This is a genomic window from Pseudoalteromonas sp. CNAT2-18.1, from assembly GCF_022347865.1.
GTDB classification, from domain to species: Bacteria; Pseudomonadota; Gammaproteobacteria; order Enterobacterales; family Alteromonadaceae; genus Pseudoalteromonas; species Pseudoalteromonas ruthenica.
In genome coordinates, this window is sequence record NZ_JAKRFR010000003.1 from 215782 (window position 1) to 238862 (window position 23081).

General features: G+C 40.0%; 23 protein-coding genes. 2 read left to right on the forward strand and 21 right to left on the reverse strand.

The features are described 5' to 3' along the window. Positions 1-7: 7 nt before the first annotated feature. Positions 8-199 (reverse strand): cupredoxin domain-containing protein, encoded by a 192-nt coding sequence (locus MHM94_RS07820; RefSeq protein WP_227006812.1) that lies wholly within the window; start codon positions 197-199, stop codon positions 8-10. 823 nt (positions 200-1022) lie between these two features. Between MHM94_RS07820 and MHM94_RS07825 the strand changes: the two genes are divergently transcribed. Together MHM94_RS07825 and MHM94_RS07830 are read left to right on the forward strand one after the other, a co-directional pair. After that, positions 1023-1544: a DUF305 domain-containing protein gene (locus MHM94_RS07825; RefSeq protein ID WP_008109672.1), complete on the forward strand. Its 522-nt coding sequence runs from the start codon at positions 1023-1025 to the stop codon at positions 1542-1544. A gap of 1 nt (position 1545) precedes the next feature. Further along, positions 1546-2277, forward strand: coding sequence for a glutaredoxin (locus tag MHM94_RS07830; RefSeq protein WP_016708238.1), 732 nt, complete (start codon positions 1546-1548; stop codon positions 2275-2277). Positions 2278-2493: 216 nt separating this feature from the next. On the opposite strand, the gene MHM94_RS07835 is transcribed toward MHM94_RS07830, so the two are convergent. From MHM94_RS07835 to MHM94_RS07930, 20 genes are all read right to left on the reverse strand, one after another. Further along, on the reverse strand, positions 2494-2844 hold the full coding sequence (locus tag MHM94_RS07835; protein WP_062566151.1) for a hypothetical protein: 351 nt from the start codon (positions 2842-2844) through the stop codon (positions 2494-2496). Positions 2845-2894: 50 nt separating this feature from the next. Then, on the reverse strand, positions 2895-3266 hold the full coding sequence (locus tag MHM94_RS07840) for a hypothetical protein (RefSeq protein WP_019677951.1): 372 nt from the start codon (positions 3264-3266) through the stop codon (positions 2895-2897). 10 nt (positions 3267-3276) lie between these two features. After that, positions 3277-3699 carry a hypothetical protein gene (locus MHM94_RS07845; protein ID WP_062566152.1) on the reverse strand — a complete coding sequence of 141 codons (423 nt, stop codon included), beginning with the start codon at positions 3697-3699 and terminating at the stop codon, positions 3277-3279. Further along, complete coding sequence (locus MHM94_RS07850) at positions 3683-4348, reverse strand: isoprenylcysteine carboxylmethyltransferase family protein (protein ID WP_016708241.1); 666 nt, start codon at positions 4346-4348, stop codon at positions 3683-3685. Before MHM94_RS07850 ends, MHM94_RS07845 begins: the two co-directional genes overlap by 17 nt. Then, positions 4341-4676, reverse strand: a complete 336-nt coding sequence (locus MHM94_RS07855) for a DUF2933 domain-containing protein (RefSeq protein ID WP_016708242.1) — start codon at positions 4674-4676, stop codon at positions 4341-4343. Before MHM94_RS07855 ends, MHM94_RS07850 begins: the two co-directional genes overlap by 8 nt. A gap of 9 nt (positions 4677-4685) precedes the next feature. Then, a complete protein-coding gene (locus tag MHM94_RS07860) occupies positions 4686-5039 on the reverse strand; it encodes a cupredoxin domain-containing protein (protein ID WP_045979597.1) in 354 nt (117 codons plus the stop codon). Between the two features lie 11 nt (positions 5040-5050). Beyond that, positions 5051-7294, reverse strand: coding sequence for a heavy metal translocating P-type ATPase (locus MHM94_RS07865; RefSeq protein ID WP_045979598.1), 2244 nt, complete (start codon positions 7292-7294; stop codon positions 5051-5053). Positions 7295-7395: 101 nt separating this feature from the next. Next, complete coding sequence (locus tag MHM94_RS07870; RefSeq protein WP_045979599.1) at positions 7396-7809, reverse strand: MerR family transcriptional regulator; 414 nt, start codon at positions 7807-7809, stop codon at positions 7396-7398. 297 nt (positions 7810-8106) lie between these two features. Then, positions 8107-8529: a hypothetical protein gene (locus tag MHM94_RS07875; RefSeq protein WP_045979600.1), complete on the reverse strand. Its 423-nt coding sequence runs from the start codon at positions 8527-8529 to the stop codon at positions 8107-8109. Between the two features lie 609 nt (positions 8530-9138). After that, positions 9139-9999, reverse strand: a complete 861-nt coding sequence (locus MHM94_RS07880) for a copper resistance protein B (protein ID WP_235419341.1) — start codon at positions 9997-9999, stop codon at positions 9139-9141. Then, positions 9996-11819, reverse strand: a complete 1824-nt coding sequence (locus tag MHM94_RS07885) for a copper resistance system multicopper oxidase (RefSeq protein ID WP_045979602.1) — start codon at positions 11817-11819, stop codon at positions 9996-9998. The genes MHM94_RS07880 and MHM94_RS07885 overlap by 4 nt, the downstream gene beginning before the upstream one ends. 27 nt (positions 11820-11846) lie before the next feature. Beyond that, a complete protein-coding gene (locus tag MHM94_RS07890; protein WP_008467847.1) occupies positions 11847-12317 on the reverse strand; it encodes a nuclear transport factor 2 family protein in 471 nt (156 codons plus the stop codon). 15 nt (positions 12318-12332) lie between these two features. After that, a complete protein-coding gene (locus MHM94_RS07895) occupies positions 12333-13220 on the reverse strand; it encodes a CopD family protein (RefSeq protein WP_045979603.1) in 888 nt (295 codons plus the stop codon). An 18-nt stretch (positions 13221-13238) separates the two neighbouring features. After that, positions 13239-13586: a copper resistance CopC family protein gene (locus MHM94_RS07900; RefSeq protein ID WP_016708251.1), complete on the reverse strand. Its 348-nt coding sequence runs from the start codon at positions 13584-13586 to the stop codon at positions 13239-13241. A 24-nt stretch (positions 13587-13610) separates the two neighbouring features. Next, the gene (locus MHM94_RS07905) at positions 13611-15443 is read right to left on the reverse strand and encodes a 2Fe-2S iron-sulfur cluster-binding protein (protein WP_045979604.1); all 1833 of its coding nucleotides are present in this window, start codon (positions 15441-15443) and stop codon (positions 13611-13613) included. Next, complete coding sequence (locus MHM94_RS07910) at positions 15443-16063, reverse strand: PepSY domain-containing protein (protein ID WP_235419340.1); 621 nt, start codon at positions 16061-16063, stop codon at positions 15443-15445. The genes MHM94_RS07905 and MHM94_RS07910 overlap by 1 nt, the downstream gene beginning before the upstream one ends. A gap of 79 nt (positions 16064-16142) precedes the next feature. After that, positions 16143-19307, reverse strand: coding sequence for an efflux RND transporter permease subunit (locus MHM94_RS07915; protein WP_055022009.1), 3165 nt, complete (start codon positions 19305-19307; stop codon positions 16143-16145). A gap of 14 nt (positions 19308-19321) precedes the next feature. Beyond that, on the reverse strand, positions 19322-21079 hold the full coding sequence (locus tag MHM94_RS07920) for an efflux RND transporter periplasmic adaptor subunit (protein WP_055022008.1): 1758 nt from the start codon (positions 21077-21079) through the stop codon (positions 19322-19324). Continuing rightward, a complete protein-coding gene (locus tag MHM94_RS07925) occupies positions 21079-22506 on the reverse strand; it encodes a TolC family protein (RefSeq protein WP_062566153.1) in 1428 nt (475 codons plus the stop codon). The genes MHM94_RS07920 and MHM94_RS07925 overlap by 1 nt, the downstream gene beginning before the upstream one ends. Next, the gene (locus tag MHM94_RS07930; RefSeq protein WP_016708256.1) at positions 22506-23003 is read right to left on the reverse strand and encodes a DUF411 domain-containing protein; all 498 of its coding nucleotides are present in this window, start codon (positions 23001-23003) and stop codon (positions 22506-22508) included. Before MHM94_RS07930 ends, MHM94_RS07925 begins: the two co-directional genes overlap by 1 nt. Between the last annotated feature and the right edge of the window lie 78 nt (positions 23004-23081).

The window sequence follows — 23081 nt, forward strand, 5'->3', positions numbered from 1 at the left end:
TTTAAAACTAAATTACTTTTAAGACGCCGCGATACATTTGTATCTGACAATGAAACTCATGCTCTCCCTGTGACAAGTTTAATAAGGTAATTTGAGTAATTTCATTTAACTTAAGCTGTTCGCTTATATCCAATGAAGGAATAAGCATTATTTCAGCGCAGGGGGATTGCTCTTTATGACCGTTATGAACGCACGTCATTATTGCTAATTGCGCAGATTATGAATGAAACTGGTAAACGGATTATCATTTTTTGTACTGACAGAACCATTAATAATCTTTGAACAATCGCCCCGTTTGTGAGTACTTTCAATGTCCTCAAGAATAGACTTTAATGATCGGCCTAGCCGATCAAGGCGAGTAACTATTACCTCATCACCCTACCTGATGAAATCGATTAGCTTCTTTAACTTTTTTCATTTCTAACCGAAGTACCAGACACATTGCCTTATAATATTTTTTTACAACCATAATAGCCCAACTGAACAGTTGAGCATTCAAATCTTGTTCTCTAGTAGATACTCTTGCAAAACCACTTTCATGTGTAGGAAACTTTTAGCTTTCGGACATGAACGAGATAAAAGATCAATATTCGTTCATTTAAAAAGTGAAATAAATGACAACTCTAACTATCAAGATTAATTCTTCCACATGCTTTAACTGTGTCTTCACTTGTACACGAGCTTACATTTGTTGAAGCTCAGCTTGTAGTACTTTGAGTTCCCACATTAGATTGTTAACTAAAGCCAATTCCGCCTGTGTCTATCACAAGTTCAAAACTCAAACTCTAAATATAAGCTGATTTGATCTCCTTCAAAGAAGATTTTTTGCCCATAAACTCTTACACCGAAATGTGTAGATTAGTACTGATTCACAATAATTGCGCTGAAATTGAGTCAATCGTATTACAAATACTCTTATTGATACTGGCTCATTACTTGCAATTTTTCGAGAACATGACCACATGTAGAGAATAATAGGCTAACAGTGGGAAATATTTACACTATCAATGTAAGGATTACTTATGAAATACTCAAGATTTGCTGCAATGATCATCACCTCAACCATTGCTATGTTTGTCATGATGTATCTCAACACTTACGCAGTATCACATATATGGTTTAGTGAAACGCGTATCTATATGGCGTTGTATATGGGAGCAGGTATGGCAATGATCATGCTGGCCTTTATGCTTGGCATGTACAGTAACAAGAAGCTCAACATGGCTATTTTTCTATTGGCGACAATACTGTTCGCCATATGTCTTTATCTTGTTCGCTCTCAAAGCACAATTTCTGACACTGCCTACATGAAAGCGATGATTCCTCATCACTCCATTGCTATTCTTACTAGTGAGCATTCAACTTTGGAGGATGTACGCGTGCGTGAATTGGCAAATGGTATTATTAAAGCCCAACGAAAAGAAATAAAAGAAATGGAATGGCTGATTAAGGATATTTCTGAAAATGGAAAGGTCAGCTCACAAGCTCAGGCTGAGCAACGACCGCTCCCAAAGTTTGAAGGCACACTGAACAAAGGAGACTAAGATGACTAAGACAGCTACCCTGTACAGAATGGTCACTGACGAACATATCTGCCCCTATGGTTTAAGGTCGAAAGATTTGCTGGAGAGGCAAGGGTATGATGTAGAAGATCATAAGCTCACGTCAAGACAACAAGCTGATGACTTCAAAGATAAGCATGATGTCAAAACTACGCCACAAACCTTTATTGAAGGAAAGCGTGTCGGAGGATACGATGACTTAAGAGAGTATTTTGGTAAAGATGAAGCAGGTCAAACTGGCACAACCTACACGCCAGTTGTAGCCATTTTCTCGATAGCTGCACTTCTTGCTGTCGCATCTCAACATTTTGCTTCCGGCTCATTTATCTCCATCAGAACACTGATGCTATTTATAGCTTTTTCAATGACGCTCTTAGCGGTGCAAAAACTGAAAGACCTATACAGTTTCACAAATTCGTTTATTACTTATGATTTACTAGCGATGAGATGGATAAGATATGGTTATATTTATCCCTTCATTGAAGCATATGCAGGTATTGGTATGGTTGCCCAACTACAGCCTCTCGCAGTGGCACCATTTTCATTGTTTATCGGCACAGTTGGAGCAATTTCAGTTTTCAAAGCCGTTTACATTGACAAACGCCAGTTAAAGTGTGCCTGTGTAGGCGGCGATAGTAGTGTGCCACTTGGATTTGTATCGCTATCTGAAAACTTATTTATGATCGCGGGAGCATTGATTATGCTGCTGATGTAAAGGTATAGCTCTATTCGGCGGCTCCTTAACTGTTAAGATTAGACCTAGGATGCCAGCCCACACCTTTCTAATCCATATGTAACATTTTTTCTGTCGTACTGGCATCAAGATAACCAGAACTGAGCAAACAATCTCAAAGGTTGTACAAAATAACACTAAAGCTTTTTCATTAAGTTTTATTGTTATGCTCTTGTGGTGGCTTTCGCCACCACTTTATTAGTTTTCAAGTTCCACCATATCTTTCGCTGCAATGTCACCAGACACTAGCTTTACAGTTGCGAAATGATCATTCACAATTTTAGTAATTTGTACCGTTCCTACCTTTTCGATAGTGTAGGGATCGTCACCTTCACTCAATACTATTCTTTCATGGAATCTAATAACACTGTATTTTTGCCCAACCTCTGCGCCATGCTTAGCACCAATACAGATTAGAGTTCGATTATCAGAACTTTCTACTACCTGACCTCTCATCATGTATTTATGATAAAAAGTGGTATTAGAACAACCCACTAAATATAAACCGAATGTAAGCAATAAAAGAGCTTTTATATAGGGTGTTTTCATCACTGTTACCTCATTTGACTAACTAATTATCTATACACTTTTTTATGAATTCATTTGTTTTTCCGGCCAGCCCCCGAAGGTGCTTGATGACAACTCCAAGGCTTATGAACAGAGTTATCTTTGATGTTCTGATCAACAAATTTATAGTAACTTTCTTTAGTATGTGTCCACCAATCATCATGAACATCTGCGCCATACTTACGGATTACCTCCTCAATCCCATCAAGGCTTACGTTTGCGGCATCATAGGCAAGGTGTATTTCACCTTCTTTGATGTTGTAACTAACTTCATCTATACCAAAAAGCTGATCTATTTCTTTTACTAACTCGTCACAGCTTTCTTCTGTGACATTGCTAAGCTTTAGATTTCGAACAACTAAATTTTGCTCTCTAACGCCAACTCTATGATCTAAATCGCTCATAATTTTTCTCCTAATGTTTGTGTGAATGCTGTTGATTGCTATCTTTCATTTCTTCCATTTTCCGGTTCATCTGCGGCATCATGTTCTCCATCATTTCTAAATGATGTTCAGTCATCTTGATTTGTTGATGCATTGGCATTTCTTCCATATTTTTGTGCATGGATTGCATCATCTTCATCATTGAACGGTGATGTTCAACCATCATCTGCTGTTGCTTGTCAGGATCTTTTTCAGTTTTAATGGCATGGACTTCCTTTTTCATTTCCATCATTTTTTTATGCATTTCTCCCATGTTCTCATGTGGTATTGTCATGCCTTGATGCATATCAGCTTTGTTCGCACCTTCATGTTTATGCTCATTGTTTTGGGCAAATGAGCTAGTGGTTATCAGTAGTGAACTAATAAATAAAATTGATTTAGTTAACGTTTTCATGATTTTTACCTTCTACACTTTTATTAAAACTTGGGATCCAACTTGGTGTCGATTCCATATACCTGTGGTACTCCGAACCAAATTCAGCAATCGCCTGTGCTTCTTCGCGTTTCGCTAGCTTGACGTAAACAACGACTAAGATCGGAAACATCGCAAGTGTTGGGATTGTCGGCCACTGCAATAAAAAGCCGAACATGATTAGAATGAAAGCTACATACTGTGGGTGGCGACATCTTGCATACCATCCAGTTGTAGCCAATTGATGATGTTTTTGCGCGTGATGCAATACATTCCATGCTGAAGACAACATAAAGAAACCTGCAACAATAAACACCATACTCACTATATGAAATGGGTCCCAATGGGCATCACCTTGAAATCCAAAGAAAGTATGTAATAAATGCCCATTTTCATGCGCAAAGAAATTTACTTCTGGATAGGTCTCCGTCAGCCACCCCGACAGAAAATAGATAGTTAAAGGAAAGCCATACATTTCAGTAAATAGGGCAACAATAAAGGCAGAGAACGCGCTTAGACTTCTCCAATCAGTTGATGTTTTTGGTTTGACAAAACTAAAGGCAAAAAAGATAAAAATTGCTGAGTTCAGTATCACCATTGACCATAAGCCATAATCATATGTTTCATTCATCACTGCTCTCCTTTTTATGTGATTCCTTACGTGCCTTTTCTAAGCCTTGTATGTAGCCATCGCGATAGGCTGCATTTTTATCCGTGAGTTCTTGAAAGCTCTCTTCCTTTTTTTCATCAGGCGCATGTGAATGATCGTGACCATGTTTACCATGACTGCCATGCATAAATACGTGCATCAAGGGGCATAGCAATAAAATCAAGTAGGGAAGAAATTGCAGCGTATGTTGACCATGCTCAAGCACTAAGAAGTAGGTCACTGCGGCAATAAGTGCCAGTGCAGCCCAGCCTGTAGGTGTTGACCAAAAATTAGGGTGTTGATTTTTCATATTGCCCTCCTAAACGACTTTTAAGACACCGCGATACATTTGCATCTGACAGTGAAACTCATGCTCTCCCGGTGACAAGTTTAATAAGGTAATTTGAGTAATTTCATTTAACTTAAGCTGTTCGCTTATATCCAATGAAGGAATAAGCATTGTTTCAGCGCAGGGGGATTGATCTTTGCGTATAAACTTCAAGGTAACAGGTTGGCTAGCAGACACCTGAATTGAGGATGGGGAATACACGCCATCCCTCACTTCAATGAGTACTTCATTACCTTGAACGATTGTTTTATTGGGTTTATATAGCCAAAACCACCAAACAATCAGCGCGATTAACATTAAGCCTAATAAGTTAATTAACATCATCGCTCTTCTCCTTAATGCTCTTTTGCTTTAAAAAAGCGAAGTCGATTTGCATTTGACACCACAGTCAATGACGAAAACGCCATTGCAGCACCTGCAATTACAGGGCTAAGCAGAATGCCAAAGAAGGGATATAGAACCCCCGCAGCAAAAGGAATCCCAGCTACGTTATAGACAAACGCGCCAAACAAGTTTTGTTTGATATTTCGTAAAGTAGCTTTGCTTACCGCTATGGCATCGGCAAGGCCATGAAGTGAACCACGCATTAGGGTAATGTCAGCACTTTCGATAGCTACATCAGTCCCTGTGCCTATGGCGAAGCCAACATCGGCTAACGCTAGCGCAGGAGCATCGTTGATGCCATCTCCTGTCATACCAACAATTTCGCCACTGCCTTGTAGCTCTTTCACCTTGTTGGCTTTATCTTCTGGCAGCACCTCAGCAAGAAATTCGCTAATACCTGCTTTTTTGGCAACAGCGGCAGCGGTTTCCTTGTTATCACCTGTTAACATGATGACGCGTATACCATTAGCCTGAAGCCGTTTGATAGCAGAGATTGAGTCTGACTTAATGGGATCTGCGACAGCAATGATTGCGGCAAGTTCACCATCTACAGCAAAGTACATAGGTGTTTTGGCTTCTTTGGCTAAAGACTGGGCTTTTCCAACAAAGCCTGTGAGGTCTATGCCTTTTAACTTCATTAGTTTATCGTTACCAAAAAGCAGGACTTTATTGTTACAGTTTGCTTCTACACCAAAACCCGTAATAGCATTAAACGATTCAATTTTTAGTAACTCAATATCCTTATCTAAAGCACTTTCAACAATCGCTTGCGCTAAAGGGTGCTCTGAGCCGCTTTCTAAACTTGCTGCAAGCTGTAGTACGTCTTTTTCGTCAGTAGCTTTTGCTAAAACAATATCGGTTACCTTAGGTGCCCCTTCAGTAATAGTGCCCGTTTTATCTAAAATCATGGCAGTGATTTTAGAGGCGGTTTGCAGTGCCTCACCGTTGCGAATAAGTACTCCGGCTTCTGCTGCTTTTCCTACTCCCACCATGACAGACATAGGCGTTGCCAAGCCTAAAGCACACGGGCAGGCAATAATAAGCACAGTAGTTGCTGATACGATAGCAAAAGCAATTGCTGGCTCAGGGCCAAAGTTAAGCCATGCTAACGCACTTAACACCGAGATGATCATGACTACAGGAACGAAATAGGCGGAAATAACATCGGCCAAGCGGCCAATCGGCGGTTTTGAATTTTGCGCTCGTTTCACCATATTGATGATCTGTGCAAGCGCCGTGTCTTTACCAACGCGTGTCGCTCTAAATAAAATCATGCCTGATTTGTTCAAAGTACCAGCGACAACCTCATCTTCTTCGGCTTTTTCAACAGGCATAGGTTCGCCTGTCAGCATGGACTCATCAATAGAGGTGTGTCCTTCCAATACAACGCCATCTACGGGAATTTTTTCACCCGGCTTTACTTTCACAACATCATGAAGCAAAACCTGTTCGATACCTATCTGAACCTCTTTATTATCACGAACTACAGTTGCCGTTTTGGCCTGCAAGCCGATAAGACGTTTAATGGCCTCAGAGGTTTTACCTCTGGCTTTTATTTCTAATGCTAGACCTAAATCAATTAAGCCAATGATCATGGCGGTAGCTTCAAAATAGACATGTCGTGCCATCAATGGAACGGCGTCAGGTGCAAACACAACAACCATTGAGTACACCCAAGCTGTACCTGTTCCCAAAGCTATTAGTGTGTCCATATTAGCGGAGTGGTTTTTAAAGCTTTTCCAAGCGCCAACATAAAAATGCTTACCTGAAAAATACATAACACCAAAAGTTAAAATACCGACAACCAGCCAAGACATGCGTTCAAGGTTTGTTTCAACTGTCATTTCTCCAACTACAATGCTGTAGATCATCAAAGGAACGCCGAGTGAAAGGGCAATAAACGTATCGCGCATTAGCTTTTTGTAATATGCCCAATCCGCCGCCTCTTTCTCGTCAAGCGCATCTGTTGCTGAGCTATCATCAATTGGCTTCGCGTTATACCCCACTGACTCAACAGCTTTGATCAATTCTTCTGTCTTAGCTGTCCCAGAAACTGTTACAGTCCTATCAGCAAAATTCATTTCTGCACTGACGACTCCATGAGTTGCCTTTAACGCCCCTTCAATTTTGCCTACACAGCTAGCACACCCAGCGCCTTCAATGATGAGCTGTTGGCTTTGTGATGTTTTTTCCAACGTATTCTCCTTACTTTTACACGAAGAGGATTGAGTTTTTGCCTGACAGCAACAGCCTGATTCGGTTTCTATATTTGTATTAGTAGTTACCATTTTTCCTCCTATGCCTTTTTAATTTGTTCAAAGTTTTCGATGAGATGACAAACCATGTTTGCAGTCGGCGCTTTGTCTTCCATTTCTTCCCATTGAGAAAGCGCTGAAGACATTTTCCCTCGAAGTGCCAACATTGCTTGAAACTGTTTTTCTGTTTCTTCAAGCCGCTCTTTGATGAGGCTTCTGACTAATGGGCACGCACTTGTACCATCTTCAGATTCATTAAGAATTTGCTTGATATCAGCAACGGAAAAACCAAGATTTCTGGCACTTAAAATGAACTTAAGTCTCGATACTTCTTTATTCGAGTATGACTTGTAGCCGTTCACTGACTTAGCAGGTTTTAACAGTCCCAATCGCGTGTAATAGCGCACCGTATCAGCAGTCGTTCCAAGGCTTTTTGACAGTTCTGCTACTTTCATATTTACTCCTTAGTTTTTCACCTAAGTTTGTACTCTCACCTACAGCTTAGACCTGTGTCTAAGACACAGGTCAAGTACTAATTCTAGTGAATAAGCTAAAAAATAATTTTTTGGTAAAAGAGAAATCTCGGCCAAAATCGACAGCATTAAGTACTGTAAATGGCAATAGTTTGAGAATTTTCATAGTGCCTTCAAAATATCGTACTAATCGTTCAAAACAATTGATTATTTAAATCAATGAATAAGTCATTCTATTTTTGATGGGAGTGGCGAAAAAAAGACGCACTGATCCCGTGATTAGCCAATAATTGGTGGACGATAAAGTAAGAGATGGATACCAGATTTTGGTAGAGGTGTACGCTGTAGAAATAGCTCAGAGTAAATATTGCAAATACCTTCCTCTTGCGCTTGCACAAGATAGGGATTTAAATGAAAGCTTGAACAAAATCCCCCCTCACAACAAACACAATCACTAGCTTTACATTTTTCACAGACTTCATCACCATGACGGTGTTTAGAGTCTTGCGAGTTTACAGTGTGATAGTGACTATTGTCATTCATTGATTGATGGTGAATATTTTTGCTTCGTTGCATAATATGCGTGTCGGAAGATCCATTTTGATGTTCTTCACAATTCATTGGCTTAGCTGTAGCAAAACTATGCTGCGTAAGCAACACAGTTATTATCACTATTTTAAACCACCTGAAAAGTCCAAACATTATCATTCCTTCTTTAGCTCCTACAATATTAGCCACTTTATAAAAATAATTTTATGATCTTGATCAACCTTTGAACTAAAACCTAAACTTTTTACTTTTTTAAACAGCTTAAACTTAACAAGTATAAAAGGGGTGTCTGATTTATACTCATGAGATTGAAGCCAAGCATGAGCACCATAAAAAAAATAAAAACCCTACGCTCATAACTAGGTATTGAGTAAGGGATCATTTTTCCAATTGTTCAGCTTTAAGCGCAGTACTTTGCAACAATCGGTTCTATCCCGAGCACACCCAATTCCCGTTCATCAAAAGTGATAAAATAGTCTATTGTACGTCTTTCAATGGCGATGTTTTTTGGCTTGACTCTTTAACCTTTACCATTCGCCAACTTTACTTCTTAGCTGATATTCCACCTTGATAGGTATACACCAGACTGGCACAGACTGAAAACAAGAAGTAGCTTACTATTACTGCTCTTAGTTCTTTCCAAAAAAACTATTAGCTAGGCCTTTCCTAACATAACTAAAATGGTTTAAATCCCAAAAAACAAAAGCTACCATCAATATAGTTGCGGTAGCTCTCATCAAGTCAATATAGTATTTCTTCACATCAGAGCCAGAACTTGATACCTGCAACAAAAGCAGTATCACGAGTACTTTGCCCATTTAACTTCGCAAATTCGGCTGTATTACCAAATTTATTTGTCCACTCAACGCCAACATAGGGAGCAAACTGGCGGGTAAACTCATAACGAACCCGAAAACCAATAGCACTGCTAGATAAGCCACTACCAAGGTTATTTTGGACGTCATCCTTACCGTAAAGCGTCAACTCTGCTCGTGGTTGAACAATTAACTTTTGAGTAAGTAATAGCTCATACTCAGCTTCGATCGAAAATGCACTATTACCTTGCTCTCCTAAATACGCAGTCATATCAATTTCAAACCAGTAAGGGGCTAGACCTTGTAAACCAAAAGCTAGCCATTTGCGGTTTTCACCTTCGTTATTGTAATCAAGTCGAATACCGACTTGTGTATCCCAATAAGCAGATATTGCGTGGCCCCATAGAAAATCTGTTTGGTTCTCCTCTAAATTACCTTCGCTAAAATCTCCCTCAGTTTTGATGACTAATCTATCAAAAGTAGTGCCATACCATGCCTGAAAGTCAAAAACACCTGCGTTTGTTTGCTCATTATATTCAAGACGATCCCCTAGTAGCGCGTAAAATGAATGCTCATCTGCCAAAGTCAGTCGTTTGTCGCTATTGAGTGCATAAGGACCTTCAGTCAATGTTGTACCTGCGGCATAAGCATGAGGGTCTCTAGCATCTTTAGGTGCATCTCCACCTTGTGCTTGCATTTTAGAATCACCCACCTCAGTCATCTCATCTTTTGCAGATACAGATACACTTATAAGGGGCAAACCTATTAATAATAGTTTTAACGTATTGGTTAGTATTAATTTTCTCATGATACAACTACCTCTCTAAACATACCTGCATCCATGTGGAATAATAAATGGCAATGCCATGCCCAGCGACCTACGTCATGAGGTGTTGTTAAAAAACTAATTCTTTGCGCTGGTTGTACAGGGATAGTATGGCGACGAACCTGTACATCACCTTTTTCATTCTCCAAATCGCTCCACATACCATGCAGGTGCATTGGATGTGTCATCATTGTATCGTTTTGTAAAATAACTCTTAAACGTTGATTATGCTTCATGTGAACTGGCGTGCTTTTTCCAAATTCCAAGCCATCAAATGACCAGCTATAACGCTCCATGTTTCCAGTTAAATGTAATTCAATTTCAGCCTCAGGCTCTTGCTGGCTTGTAATTCCCTCAAGAGAATGTAAATCTGCAAGTGTTAAAACACGGCGTCCATTTTTACGTAAACCTATACCGGGATCATCAAGGTTTGTTCTAGGCATATCAACACGCATATCAACAGAAGCTCCATACTCTGTTTTTGCATGACGCACTTTAGTGCTAGCAACAGCTAATGGGTTTTTAGTCATTCCATGTTTACTATGATCCATTGCCATCGCTCCATGACCCATTGCACTATGATCCATTTTATTAGAATTCATGCCCGACATACCTGCCGTATCAGCCATTGTAGAATGCACACTATCATGGGTCATATTGCCCATCATATCTGTCATCGTTAACCACTCAACGGGGTCTAAAGAAGGTACTGGTGCATCAACGTTAGGTGCCATTGATAAAGTACCTTTAGCATAACCTGAGCGATCCATGCTTTGTGCAAAAATCGTATATGCGTCATTTTTTGGCTCGACAAGTACATCATAAGTTTCACCGGGACCAAATCTAAATTCATCTACTGTCACAGGTTCAACATTTTGTCCATCAGCTTGTACAACTGTTAACTTCAGCTCAGGTATTCTTACATCAAAAAACGTATTGCTAGAACCGTTAATAAATCTAAGCCTAACCTTTTCGCCAGCTTTAAACATTCCACGCCAATTTGTCAAAGGCGCACAACCATTCATTAAAAAAGTCATTGCAGATGCTGATAAGTCTGCAAGATCTGTAGGGTTCATTCTCATTTTATTCCACATTTCCCGGCGTTGTAGCGCATTTGAAACGCTGCTATTTGAAATGTCATCAAAAAACTCTGGAACAGTAGGTTGATTAAAGTTAAATACATCGCTCTGTACTTTTAACTTGCGAAACAAATCCATTGGGTCATCATCAGTCCAATCAGACAATTGGATGACATGCTCATTGTCAGCACTAATAATATCCTTTTCTCTTGGCTCAATAATTAATGCGCCGTACATACCTGTCATTTCTTGAAAACCACTGTGTGAGTGATACCAATATGTGCCGCTTTGTTGCAGCTTAAATTTATAAACAAAGGTTTCACCCGGCATTATACCTTTAAAGCTAATACCCGGTACGCCATCCATTTGATACGGAAGAATGATCCCATGCCAATGAATTGAACTCGGCACTGATAATTTATTCGTTACCCTGATAGTAACGTCATCACCTTCTCTGAGGCGCAAGGTAGGAGCTGGTATTGAGCCATTGATTGTTGTAGCCATTCTTACAACACCTGTGAAGTTTACTGGTGACTCATCTATCACCAGATCTATGACTTCCCCACTTAGTTCGGGCGCAGTACCTGTTGAAGTTCCAGCAAGCAAAGATGAAGCTGCATGAAGAACACTTGGAAAAGCAGCTAATACACCGCCAGCAGCTAATCCTTGTACAAAGCGTCTACGTGGCGTAGAAACTTGATGTAATGGATTGTTATTTCTCATTTTACTCTCCGTTGTTTGAACAATAAATTAATGTGACCAATGAATGTGCTTAATCTTCCATTCACCATTTTGTTTTTCCAGCACCATCGTTTCCATGCCTTGATAATCGCGTTCAACACCTTTATGAGTACCTGTAGTTTGACTGCGCGACGCAGAGATAGCGGTATTTCCAAGTATCGTCACTTGATGTTCAAGTGTGTCGCTCTTCATCGCTGCTAAATACTTCATATCCGACAACATATGATGATGAGCATATTCATCAGCGCTCCTTTCAACGCGGCCTCCCTCGAAAATGGTGACATCATCCGCTAACTGCGCTCTAGCCTGTTTTTGATTGCCAGTTTCAAGTGCTTGATGAAATGCCAAAACAACTTTTGCGGCTGGGGTATCTATACCTTTAAACAAACCTTTGTCTTTGTTCTTATCACCATGAGCGTTTGCTGCGAAACTAAACGTCATTAATAAAACGAGTAATATATTTATTGTTTTCATTTTCATTCTCTCTTTTAGGTTTTAATTTGCAGGGCCAACAACACTAGTAAGCCCAGCCGTTACAGATAAAATGGCAAAAGCTACTACCATTTCTATCGAGATAGATTTAGATAAAGCCTCTCTGCCTTGACTATTTTTAAGTTGTGGAACGAGTATTAGTTTATGTTTAGCAGCAAGTGCCAAAATAGACACTACAAGGGCCAATTTAAACAACAGTGTTTGTCCGTAACTTGAGCTTATTAGTGCATCAAGACTTCCGACCAATTGAATCACGAGCCAGAGGCCTGCTACCAACAATAGGCTCAATGTAAAACTTGCTTGTTTGCCAAAGCTTTCCATCAGCAAATGAAGTTCTGCATAACTTAGCTGATGGCAAGCCTGTTTTAGTGGCAATAACGCCCCAAACCACCATGCCATAACGAGCACATGCAAAATAAGCAAGCCTTTTTCAATTGTGCCTAACTCAGAAATATGACCCAGTAACGTGAATGAGTATGCAAGGATTAATAAACTCAACATTAAAGCGCTTTGTTTTAAGTACGAGTTCACAGCGAGTTTGAACCTTAAAGCTAAAGCGATTATTGCGGTAACTAGCCCAAGCGCTCGAAGCAAAGCTCCAGTGCCGACAGAGGAGTCCCACATAATAGCCAATATATCAGCGTCTATCGCCCCCTGAATTCCCTCTTCTGCCATTGCACCAGTACTGGCAAAGAACCAAGTAATATTAGCGATCAAAGCCATAACTATATAAGTTCTTGTCCACGTTAAATTCGCTATTACAGCATTACTATGAGATTCATTATGCTCAAAAATTTGTCTGAAAAATGTATAGCCGGCAATACAGGCAAAGCCGACGTAAAATACAATTTTTGACAGTACAATGACTGTATTCCAGATATACATTTCCATATCAATCACACAGCCTTACTAATGAACCATAAAGCCGAAGCTATCTTTCATTTTATGTCCATCTTTACCTAAATAGGTCACATCAACGATATAGTTTGTTGGAGCTAATTTAGGTAGTTCCCATGAAAACTCTCTGGAAGCTTCTTTTGATGGTTTAAAGTCAAATTTAATATTTTCACCTTTTTTATTTTTCAACGTAACTTTAACTACACGTACCTCTTTGCTAAATCCCAATGTCAATTTTTCTGGAGTATTCATTAGCATTGCATTATCAGCAGGCACGCTTTTTTCAAGATGCACATGTGCAAATACTGCACTACTAAAAACAACACTGATTATGGTTAAAAGTTTAATTAATGTTTTCATATATACCTCTATTTATTTAATGGATTAACGACTAAATTTATCTTTGAAAATTTGATTACTTGGAATCCCAGCATCTGTAATTATTTTTTCCACTTCACTCATCATTGCTTCTGGACCGCACAAGTAAAACTCAGCCAAATGCAGTTCTGCTTTTTGGTTCATATACGGCAGAAGTACTTTTTGAACATAGCCTGAGTGCCCTTGCCATTCTTCTGAAGGATTAGAAAGAGTAGGAATATAAGAGAAGTTTTTATGCTTCTCACTCAGTGACTTCAATTCATTATGGTATAGCAAGTCATCTTCAGTTCGCGCACCATAGATAAGAGTCAAACCACTTTTATCTTTATGCTTTTTCAACTGTTCAAAAATAATAGACCTCAGTGGTGCAAGTCCTGAACCCGCACCTATAAACACGCGACTAACTTTTTTATTTGAAGTGGCATAAAAATCAGAAAAAGGGCCTCTTGCAGTTATCGTTTCACCTACTTGGAGTGAACCTAAATAACTTGAACCTATTCCTGCTTTAAAACCATTCTTTGCGGTCTGCCAACGGATATTAAACATTAACTCATCAGACTCCTCGTCAAAGTTAACTAATGAGTAGTGGCGAGTTACACCGTTATGAGAAAATTTTCCATGATAGTAGCTATCCCAGTATTTTTCATAGCACTCTGGCATATCATCTGGACGTAAGCTATTCATCCCTGCTGGCACATCAAATTGCATATATGCACCAGCTTTAAATGCCAACTGTTTGCCTGATTTCAGCTTAAATTTCACTTCCTTGATAAAAGGAGTAATGAAATTAGTCGCAACCACAACTAGCTCATGATTTTCAATATTGCGATCAGTATTAACTTCAATCGAACTAATTTCAGAGAACCTATGCTGACATCCAAGCCGATAACCTTCCTTAAGTTGCTCCTGAGATAAATGTTCCTGTTCAGATAGTGTGATAGGTAATTTAGTTGAACTTAAGAACACGCATTTGCCACAAGTACCGCCACCACCGCAACCTGAAGGAAGGTATACATGTGAACTAGCTAGCCCTTCTAATACAGTTGAGCGACCAACTGCTGAGATGTCAGTAATAGTATTTTCATTGGAAAACGTCACTGCCACTTTTTGCCTGTTAGTGCCCCAACCTAGCTTCAGTAAACCACTTCTATACTGTTGTATCAGCCAAGTAACACCAGTAATTGAAAGGAATAGCGTTGCAAAAGCAAATGCAATGATCAACCAATGGTTAAATCCTCCAGAATTGCCATAGTCCATAAAGTGAAGCTTCATCATCAGATCTTTCAATCTGAAATCATCATTGGCATGGCGAAGTACTTGACCTGTAATACTATCTAAATAAATAGTTGTATTGTTCTCATCCTCAACGGCAACTTGCCACATAGGATTTTGCTGCCTTACGTGATCAGAAAACGGAGGTTGAGATAACACTGGAGTAGTTAACTTACCCTGTCCTGAGTAGGAGTTTTTTGCCAAAGTTAGTACTTGTTCTTCAGACAAATTAAATGGCTTTCCTGTTACAGCATCAAATAGCTTTGAGTGGCGCTCTTGATAGCTATGCTGCCCCTTATCGAACACAAAATGATAGTAAGGCTGATGTAAAACCCATATAAGGTTTACTTCCTGCGGAGCATTACTAGTAATGTCTTTAATAGGGAATAGGTCAAAGCCTGTAATGCTACCTTCATGATGAGAATGAACTCTAAGTTCATTACCACTGGCTTTACTGTGATCCATCAAATTGAAGTAAAGGCCCGTTCCCAACCAAATAAGCAGTTGTAAACCAACAAATAAAGAAAGCCACTTGTGTATCGTTGTATTTAACTTAAATAGTCGCATCAAATGACTCTCTTTTTATTTGGGGAAAGCACTCGGTAATAAGTCAATACTGCGCCAGTAATTGCTCCCATTAGACCTAGAGTTGCGACCAAGAACAAAAACCAGTTTGATACGTTTTCTCCATCATAGTAATCCATAATGTGGAACCGCCACATCCAATCAAACAATCGCCAGTAATCATGACGCTTGGCAACAAGTGATCCTGTTTGTTGACTTATATAAAATGTCGGTGTGGAGAATTGCTCAAACGTCACTCTCCAAACAGGTAAATGCCTTGGGGACAACTCAGCAGGCAAGTTTGTCGCTGACTTAATCAACCTTATGCTGTCGATTTGATGATTCAGCGCATAATGGTATTGTGCGATTTCTTTAGCCTTGGTTTCATCTACAAGGGCCTGAACAGCTCCAGTTTTAGCATCTATTGCTACTTTTCCATTTTCTCCATTAATAAAAGAATACAAAGGACGGCCCATACTTTGAGTAAGTGTAACTTGGCTAGCTTTAGGATAATCCGCAGCTAGCTTTACAATGGAGTAATCCATACTTGCTAAATCTATTTTGGCTTCCTCACTCTTAGCCAAGGTTTCGCCGTGTATATAGTGAATATCCATAGTCACCATATACACGCCTGTAATAGACCAGAAGAGGAATTGTATTCCGACAAATGCCATTAGCCATTTGTGATATTTTCTAGCCGTGCTAAGCATTATTCTCAGGCTCCACGTTAGAAAGCTCTTTGTTAAAGGCATTTACTTCAGGCTTTTTAATGATTGAGTAAATTGCAGGGAGTACAATAAGCGTGAGCAGCACAGCACTTGTCATTCCGCCTACCATAGGAGCAGCAATGCGGCTCATGACCTCAGAACCTGTACCAGTACCATATAAAATAGGCATTAAACCTATAATGATTGTAGCTACCGTCATCATTACTGGACGAACTCGTAAGCCAGCACCGTGCAATAATGCATCTTGATATGCATCATCTGAGATGAGTTCTGCTCGCTCCACCGCTTTTTCCTTAAGCTCAGCAAGTGCTTGATTAAGATAAACCAGCATTATCACGCCAATCTCAACCGCAACACCAGCTAGAGCGATAAAGCCCACACCAACAGCTACTGAGAAATTAAACCCTTCTAGATACATCAACCATAACCCACCGATCATTGCCATCGGCAAGGTAACGATAATGATAGCCACTTCACTAAACGCTCTGAAATTCAGGTAAAGCAGAATAACAATAATGGCGAGTGTTAAAGGCAATACATAGGTGAGCTTTTCTTTCGCTCTTTCCATATATTCGTATTGTCCAGCCCAAGTAATTGAATAGCCTGCTGGTAATGTCAGGTTATTTGCTAAGTGTTCTTTAGCATTTTCAACATAAGTACCTACATCAACGCTATCAATATCAATGAAAGTCCAACCATTGATTCTGGCATTCTCACTTTTAATACCCGGTGGGCCATTCTCTACTCGAATATCAGCAACATCACCTAGTGCAATGCGTTGACCACTAGGTGTTACAACAGGTAATCGTGCTAGCTGCTCAGGAGAATCTCGATAATCTTGCGGATAGCGCAGATTAACAGGGTAACGCTCTTGACCTTCTATCGTTTGTGTCACATTCATACCGCCAATCGCAGTAGAAACTACTTGTTGGACATCTTCGATATTTAACCCAAAGCGACTTGATTTATCTCGTGAAATATCAACCTTGATATATCGTCCACCTGCAACTCGTTCAGAGTAAACTGACGCTGTGCCTGTCACTTCTGGCAAGAGTTGTTCTATTTGTTGGCCGATATCCTGAATTACATCAAGTTCTGGTCCGGCGACTTTAATACCGACAGGCGTTTTTATACCTGTAGCTAACATGTCAATGCGGGTCTTGATTGGCATGACCCAAGCATTGGTTAAGCCCGGAAATTTAACCAACTTATCAAACTCAGCTTTTAACGACTCAGTTGTCACGCCTTCTCGCCACTCCTCCCGTGGCTTCAATTGAATAAAGGTTTCAATCATGGTTAGAGGCGCAGGGTCAGTTGCGGTTTCAGCTCGTCCTACTTTACCGAATACATTTTCAACTTCTGGCACAGTGCGAATAAGCTTGTCCGTTTGCTGCAATAACTCTCTTGCTTTACCGATTGAAATGCCGGGATATGTAGTAGGCATATACATAAGGTCGCCTTCATCCAATGGCGGAATGAATTCACTACCAATTTTATCGACAGGCCAAAAACCAACGATAGTCACTAATACTGCTGCGACTATTGTCAATTTTGGAAACTTCATGACTTGCTTTAAAACAGGCATGTAGATAGCAATCAATAATCGATTTAATGGGTTTTTCTTTTCAGAGACGACTTTGCCTCGAATAAAGTAGCCCATCAAAACAGGCACCAATGTTATTGCCAAGCCTGCTGATGCAGCCATTGCATAGGTTTTTGTATAGGCGAGCGGTGAAAACATTCTTCCTTCTTGCGCTTCTAAGATAAACACAGGTAAGAATGAGACAGTTATGATCAGCAAGCTAAAAAATAATGCAGGGCCTACCTCACTCGCAGCCTTAGCTACAATTTGCCAACGGTTTTCATCTGTTAGTGGTGTTTTCTCCATATGTTTATGCATATTTTCAATCATCACTATTGCACCATCAGTCATCGCACCAATAGCAATAGCGATACCGCCTAAAGACATAATATTGGCATTGATGCCTTGCATATACATGATGATGAATGACACCAATATACCTAATGGTAGAGTAACAACTGCCACAATTGATGAGCGAAGATGAAATAGGAAAGCAACACAGACAATAGCCACGACCGCAAGCTCCTCTAGCAACTTGCTCCAAAGGTTATCAACAGCACGATCTATTAACTTCGATCTGTCATAGACAGGGACAACCTCCACCCCCTCTGGTAAAGAAGATTTGAGCGACTCAAGCTTTTCTTTTACCCCATTTATGGTTTGTTGAGCGTTTTCACCAAAGCGCATAACGACAACACCACCAACAACTTCGCCTTCGCCATTAAGTTCTGCGATACCACGGCGCATTTGAGGACCAAGGTTAACGTTGGCAACATCACCAATACGCAACGGCGTGCCTTGTTCGTTAATACCAAGTGGAATTTTCTCTATATCACTAACTGATTGAATATACCCCGTTGCGGTAACCATATATTCAGCTTCAGCCATTTCCACAACGGATGCGCCAGTTTCTTTGTTCCCTTTTTGTAAGGCTATTTGTATTAAACTTAGAGGAATATCGTAAGCTCTCAATTTGTCAGGATCTACTTGCACTTGATACTGCTTAACCATACCACCAACGGCGGCAACTTCGGACACGCCCGGAACAGTTTGTAGTTCATACTTTAAGAACCAGTCTTGAATGCTTCTTAATTGGCTTAGATCATGGTTTCCAGACTTATCTGTTAAAGCGTAAATGTATACCCAACCCACACCTGTTGCATCAGGTCCTAATTGAGGTTTTGCCGAATCAGGCAGGCTTGATGCTACTTGGCTTAAGTATTCAAGTACTCGGCTTCTAGCCCAATACAAATCAGTATCATCATCAAAAATAATGTAGACGTAGGAATCACCAAAGAATGAGTAACCACGAACAGTTTGCGCCCCCGGCACTGATAGCATCGCTGTAGTAAGTGGAAATGTCACTTGATCCTGCACAACTTGTGGTGCCTGTCCCGGATAACTCGTCTTAATTATCACCTGCACATCAGAAAGATCTGGGAGTGCATCTACTGGCGTTTTTTGTAATGAATACAAACCACCAAACGCGATAATTAAGGTAATCAACAAAACAAAGAAACGATTGCCGATAGACCATCTAATAATTGATTCAATCATTATTTTTCTCCCACTTAATGATTAGAATGATCAACAGCAGCTTTATTTTCCTTGCCGTGTTGTTCATCTGATTCAAGAGAGATTTCAGTGATAACTAAGTCATCCCTAACCTCAAAAGTGAAAGTGACATTATCACCAACATTGAAATCAACTATTTCTATATTGTCCGCGACGATAAAATCCATCGTCGCAGCAGGTCTATCCCACTTCTCTATTGGGCCTCGGCTAATATTTAGAATCCGTGTATCAATATCAATCGCATTAATTAAACCTGATACTGTTGCTGATGATACTTCTTCACTCATATCAGCAGGCTCACTCATGATATGAATTCCAGTAACTTCATATCCACCCTCTTCGGTTTTGCTCACTTCAAAGTGCAAAGATTGACCAGACTTCAGTGAATCAATATCTACCTTTTCACCTACATCGAAGTCCATTGTCATTTCAGGCCAATCCCAAGCCTCAGCAGGACCATGAGTAATATTAACCATACGATGTCCCGCCATGACGCTGTTGATTTCGCCTTCCATCCAAACAGAGCTAGGCACTTCGTCATGAGTCATTCGTTTAAAATCAGAGTTTTTACTTGATTCAGAATCAATCAAGAATTGAGCAGATGTCACCACAACATCATCTTCATTAAGACCCTCTAAGATTTCGATACTATCGATATCAACCCGGCCAATTGTCACTTCGATAGACTTAAATTGCCCATCCCCCAAGGCAAGTACAACTCTGTCTTGTTTACCTGTGCGAATGACGGCTTCTTTAGGTACGAGTATCGTGCTATCAGCTTGATTAGCGTGAATAGAGACTTGTGCAAACATGTTTGGTTTTAATTGATAGTCTGGGTTGTCAAACTTCAGTCTCACTCTGAGTGTGCGTGTTTTACTATTCAATGTTGGATAAACATAATCAACGACACCAGCCCAGTCCTCTCCGGGTAAATAATCCAGTGTCATTGATACAGGCAGTCCTTCTTTAATTAAGGCTGCGTCACGTTCAAACACTTCTGCTTCAACCCAAACTTGATCTAGTTGACCAATGCTTAATAAAGTGTTTCCCGGCTTGACATAAAAGCCTTCTCTAATCTTCAAACCGTCAACAACACCTGCTTGTGGTGAATAAAAGGTGATGGTTTGCTGAACTTTTCTAGTCTTTTCTAGCTTTTGAATGAAATCTGCTGAAAGCTGTAACGCTTTAAGGCGATCTTTCGCCGCCGAAATTAAGGAACTATTGTCGCGCTTTAAAGCTATTAAAAGTTCTTCTTGCGCGTTAACTAACTGAGGAGAATACAGTGTATAAAGAGGCTGCCCTTTCTCTACAGGGTTACCTGCCGCTTTGACATAGAGTTTTTCAATCCAACCATCAACACGTGGGTGGATATGAATTAGCTTATCTTCATCATATTGAACGTAACCAACCGTTGATATTTCAGTATGCATATTTTTCAGCTCAACAGGTGCAGTGCGAACCCCTAGGTTATTCACTACATGAGGCGCAATTTTTACTGCTCCGGGACCAAAATCATCACCAGATGATTCTTCCTCATACACAGGAATTAAATCCATCCCCATAGGCGACTTACCGGGCTTGTCCCGGCGGTAATTAGAATCCATCGGTGCAACCCAATACAGAGGCTTTTTCTCTGCTGATGTTGTTTCATCTGTATTACTGTTTGACCCTGCACCTTGATATAAGCTCAATACTCCTGCGCCTAGCGCAGCACCAATGATGATGGCAATAATTGTTTTAGTATTCGTTGACATTATTTTTCTCCAAATTGCTGATTGGATAAGTGCTGATTAGTTTTGTGTGAAGTTTGCATCGACTTATGTTCAGCATTTGAGTTAGATTGAGAACGTGCAAAGAAATAGTTGATACGAGCAACTGTTTTAAGTGCGTCAACATCAATTCTTAAGGCTGATATTCTGGCATTTAATTCTGCGATTCTTGCTCGAACAACTTCGGCAAAATCGCCATCATCATTTGTGTAAGCTGTCAATGACGCTTCTGCTTGGTCATGAGTTTGTTTAAGGAGTTGTTCTTGATAGATAGATTGCCTATCAGATAAACGCTTAAGCTGTCTAAGCTCCTTTTCCACCATACTGATCATTTGCTTTGTCAGTAATAGTTTCTCGGTTTTAATAGTCTCTGAATCTGCAATAGAAGCTGCAACTTGCTTATCTTGTCTGTTCTCGGTGAACAAGGGTAAATCAAACGTTACTCCAACAGAAAATAAATCAGCTCGGCTATCACCAGAGGGCATATTGTCCCGATAGGCATAACTAGCATTAACACCCCATTGCGGTTCATATTGCTGTTTAGCTAACTCAACTGCTTTTTCTGAAGCTTTGCGTTTTATATCAATTGCAAGTATGGCTGGGTGATTCGAAAGCTCCTGAGCCAATAGATTTCTTGAGTAATTAGATGCTTTTAGGACTGTTGAATTGTTCAAATGAATTGTAGGCAACTTTTTAGAAACCCTAAACTCTAATGGTTGCGTATCAAAGTTGAATGATTCATTCAAGCCAGCAGCATCGTAGATATGAAGCCACTCATTAAGGCGAGCGATTGTTGTTTCTAGTTTCTGCTTTTGCGAAGTTAATCGGTCATCTAACTGCACGATTTCCAATTGAGCACGAATAACATCTTGTTGTCTGGTTTTACCAACAACATTTGAGTAGCTAGCTTTAGTAACTTCCGCCATCTGCTCAAAGAGCGCCCAATCCGCTTCAATCAATTTAATGGTTTGTTGGGCTAAGTAAGCATCTAACCATAACTGTGATACTTGGCTTATCAGTTTAGCCTTACGATCCTCTCGTAGCAGTGGAAATTTCGTTGACTCAATTTTTAATTGCTCTTGTTTAATCTTTAAACTATCACCTCTAGGAAACATTTGAGAAACACCAACCTTTAGTTGAGTCATTCCTTCCTGATCTAAGTCCCAAGTATCTGTTGGTAAATTCATTATCCCTAGTGATACTTTGGGGTCAGGCAAAGTACCTGAAGCGATACTTCTATTTTCAACCGCGCTTTGTTTTAACCGACTCCCATGAAGCCAAGGATCATTTTGCTGAGCCAAGGTGATAGCTTGTTCAAGTGACACTACTTTCTCAGCTTGAGCTGAGAATACAGACAAGCCGAGAATTAGCGAAGTTGAAAGTAGAGTAAGGCTTGAAACATTTAATCTCATTAGAATTGCTCCTCATAAGCCTTAACTTCTGCATATACTTTACTCGTTCCATCTTTAAATAAAATTAATACGTTATATGACATAAAGCGGTCGCCGACTTCCATACCCGGAGAGCCAACAGGCATTGCTGGGACAGATAATCCAATCGCATTGGGGTGCTCTTCTGACAAGAACTGCTGAATAAACTTAGCCGGTACATGACCTTCAAAGGCAAACCCATTTCTACTCACTGCCGTGTGGCATGAACGGTAATTAGGTTTGATACCATACTTAGTTTTGATGTTGCCGATGTTTCGGAAATCTTTGGAATGCGCAACGATCCCTTTGTCTTCAATATGAGTTATCCATTTTTTACAACACCCACAAGTTGGGGTTTTATAAACGATTAACTCCAAAGGTGTTACGTCGTTATTGTGTGCATGCTTATGTTCATTAGCGTTTGCAAACGCAGGTGAAAGCAGCATTACAACTGCTATTTTTAAATACTTATTGATCATTTTTGCCCCCAGACGTCGCTGGAAAATAGCTATAGCGCTACGACGCTATATTGACTAACAGAAAAATTAATTACATGT

Bases quoted from the DNA above. Each gene is read 5' to 3' on its own strand.
- MHM94_RS07820 (WP_227006812.1), bottom strand. From the start codon at position 199: ATGACGTGCGTTCATAACGGTCATAAAGAGCAATCCCCCTGCGCTGAA.
- MHM94_RS07825 (WP_008109672.1), top strand. From the start codon at position 1,023: ATGAAATACTCAAGATTTGCTGCAATGATCATCACCTCAACCATTGCT.
- MHM94_RS07830 (WP_016708238.1), top strand. From the start codon at position 1,546: ATGACTAAGACAGCTACCCTGTACAGAATGGTCACTGACGAACATATC.
- MHM94_RS07835 (WP_062566151.1), bottom strand. From the start codon at position 2,844: ATGAAAACACCCTATATAAAAGCTCTTTTATTGCTTACATTCGGTTTA.
- MHM94_RS07840 (WP_019677951.1), bottom strand. From the start codon at position 3,266: ATGAGCGATTTAGATCATAGAGTTGGCGTTAGAGAGCAAAATTTAGTT.
- MHM94_RS07845 (WP_062566152.1), bottom strand. From the start codon at position 3,699: ATGAAAACGTTAACTAAATCAATTTTATTTATTAGTTCACTACTGATA.
- MHM94_RS07850 (WP_016708241.1), bottom strand. From the start codon at position 4,348: ATGAATGAAACATATGATTATGGCTTATGGTCAATGGTGATACTGAAC.
- MHM94_RS07855 (WP_016708242.1), bottom strand. From the start codon at position 4,676: ATGAAAAATCAACACCCTAATTTTTGGTCAACACCTACAGGCTGGGCT.
- MHM94_RS07860 (WP_045979597.1), bottom strand. From the start codon at position 5,039: ATGATGTTAATTAACTTATTAGGCTTAATGTTAATCGCGCTGATTGTT.
- MHM94_RS07870 (WP_045979599.1), bottom strand. From the start codon at position 7,809: ATGAAAGTAGCAGAACTGTCAAAAAGCCTTGGAACGACTGCTGATACG.
- MHM94_RS07875 (WP_045979600.1), bottom strand. From the start codon at position 8,529: ATGTTTGGACTTTTCAGGTGGTTTAAAATAGTGATAATAACTGTGTTG.
- MHM94_RS07880 (WP_235419341.1), bottom strand. From the start codon at position 9,999: ATGAGAAAATTAATACTAACCAATACGTTAAAACTATTATTAATAGGT.
- MHM94_RS07885 (WP_045979602.1), bottom strand. From the start codon at position 11,819: ATGAGAAATAACAATCCATTACATCAAGTTTCTACGCCACGTAGACGC.
- MHM94_RS07890 (WP_008467847.1), bottom strand. From the start codon at position 12,317: ATGAAAATGAAAACAATAAATATATTACTCGTTTTATTAATGACGTTT.
- MHM94_RS07895 (WP_045979603.1), bottom strand. From the start codon at position 13,220: ATGGAAATGTATATCTGGAATACAGTCATTGTACTGTCAAAAATTGTA.
- MHM94_RS07900 (WP_016708251.1), bottom strand. From the start codon at position 13,586: ATGAAAACATTAATTAAACTTTTAACCATAATCAGTGTTGTTTTTAGT.
- MHM94_RS07905 (WP_045979604.1), bottom strand. From the start codon at position 15,443: ATGCGACTATTTAAGTTAAATACAACGATACACAAGTGGCTTTCTTTA.
- MHM94_RS07910 (WP_235419340.1), bottom strand. From the start codon at position 16,063: ATGGTGACTATGGATATTCACTATATACACGGCGAAACCTTGGCTAAG.
- MHM94_RS07915 (WP_055022009.1), bottom strand. From the start codon at position 19,307: ATGATTGAATCAATTATTAGATGGTCTATCGGCAATCGTTTCTTTGTT.
- MHM94_RS07920 (WP_055022008.1), bottom strand. From the start codon at position 21,079: ATGTCAACGAATACTAAAACAATTATTGCCATCATCATTGGTGCTGCG.
- MHM94_RS07925 (WP_062566153.1), bottom strand. From the start codon at position 22,506: ATGAGATTAAATGTTTCAAGCCTTACTCTACTTTCAACTTCGCTAATT.
- MHM94_RS07930 (WP_016708256.1), bottom strand. From the start codon at position 23,003: ATGATCAATAAGTATTTAAAAATAGCAGTTGTAATGCTGCTTTCACCT.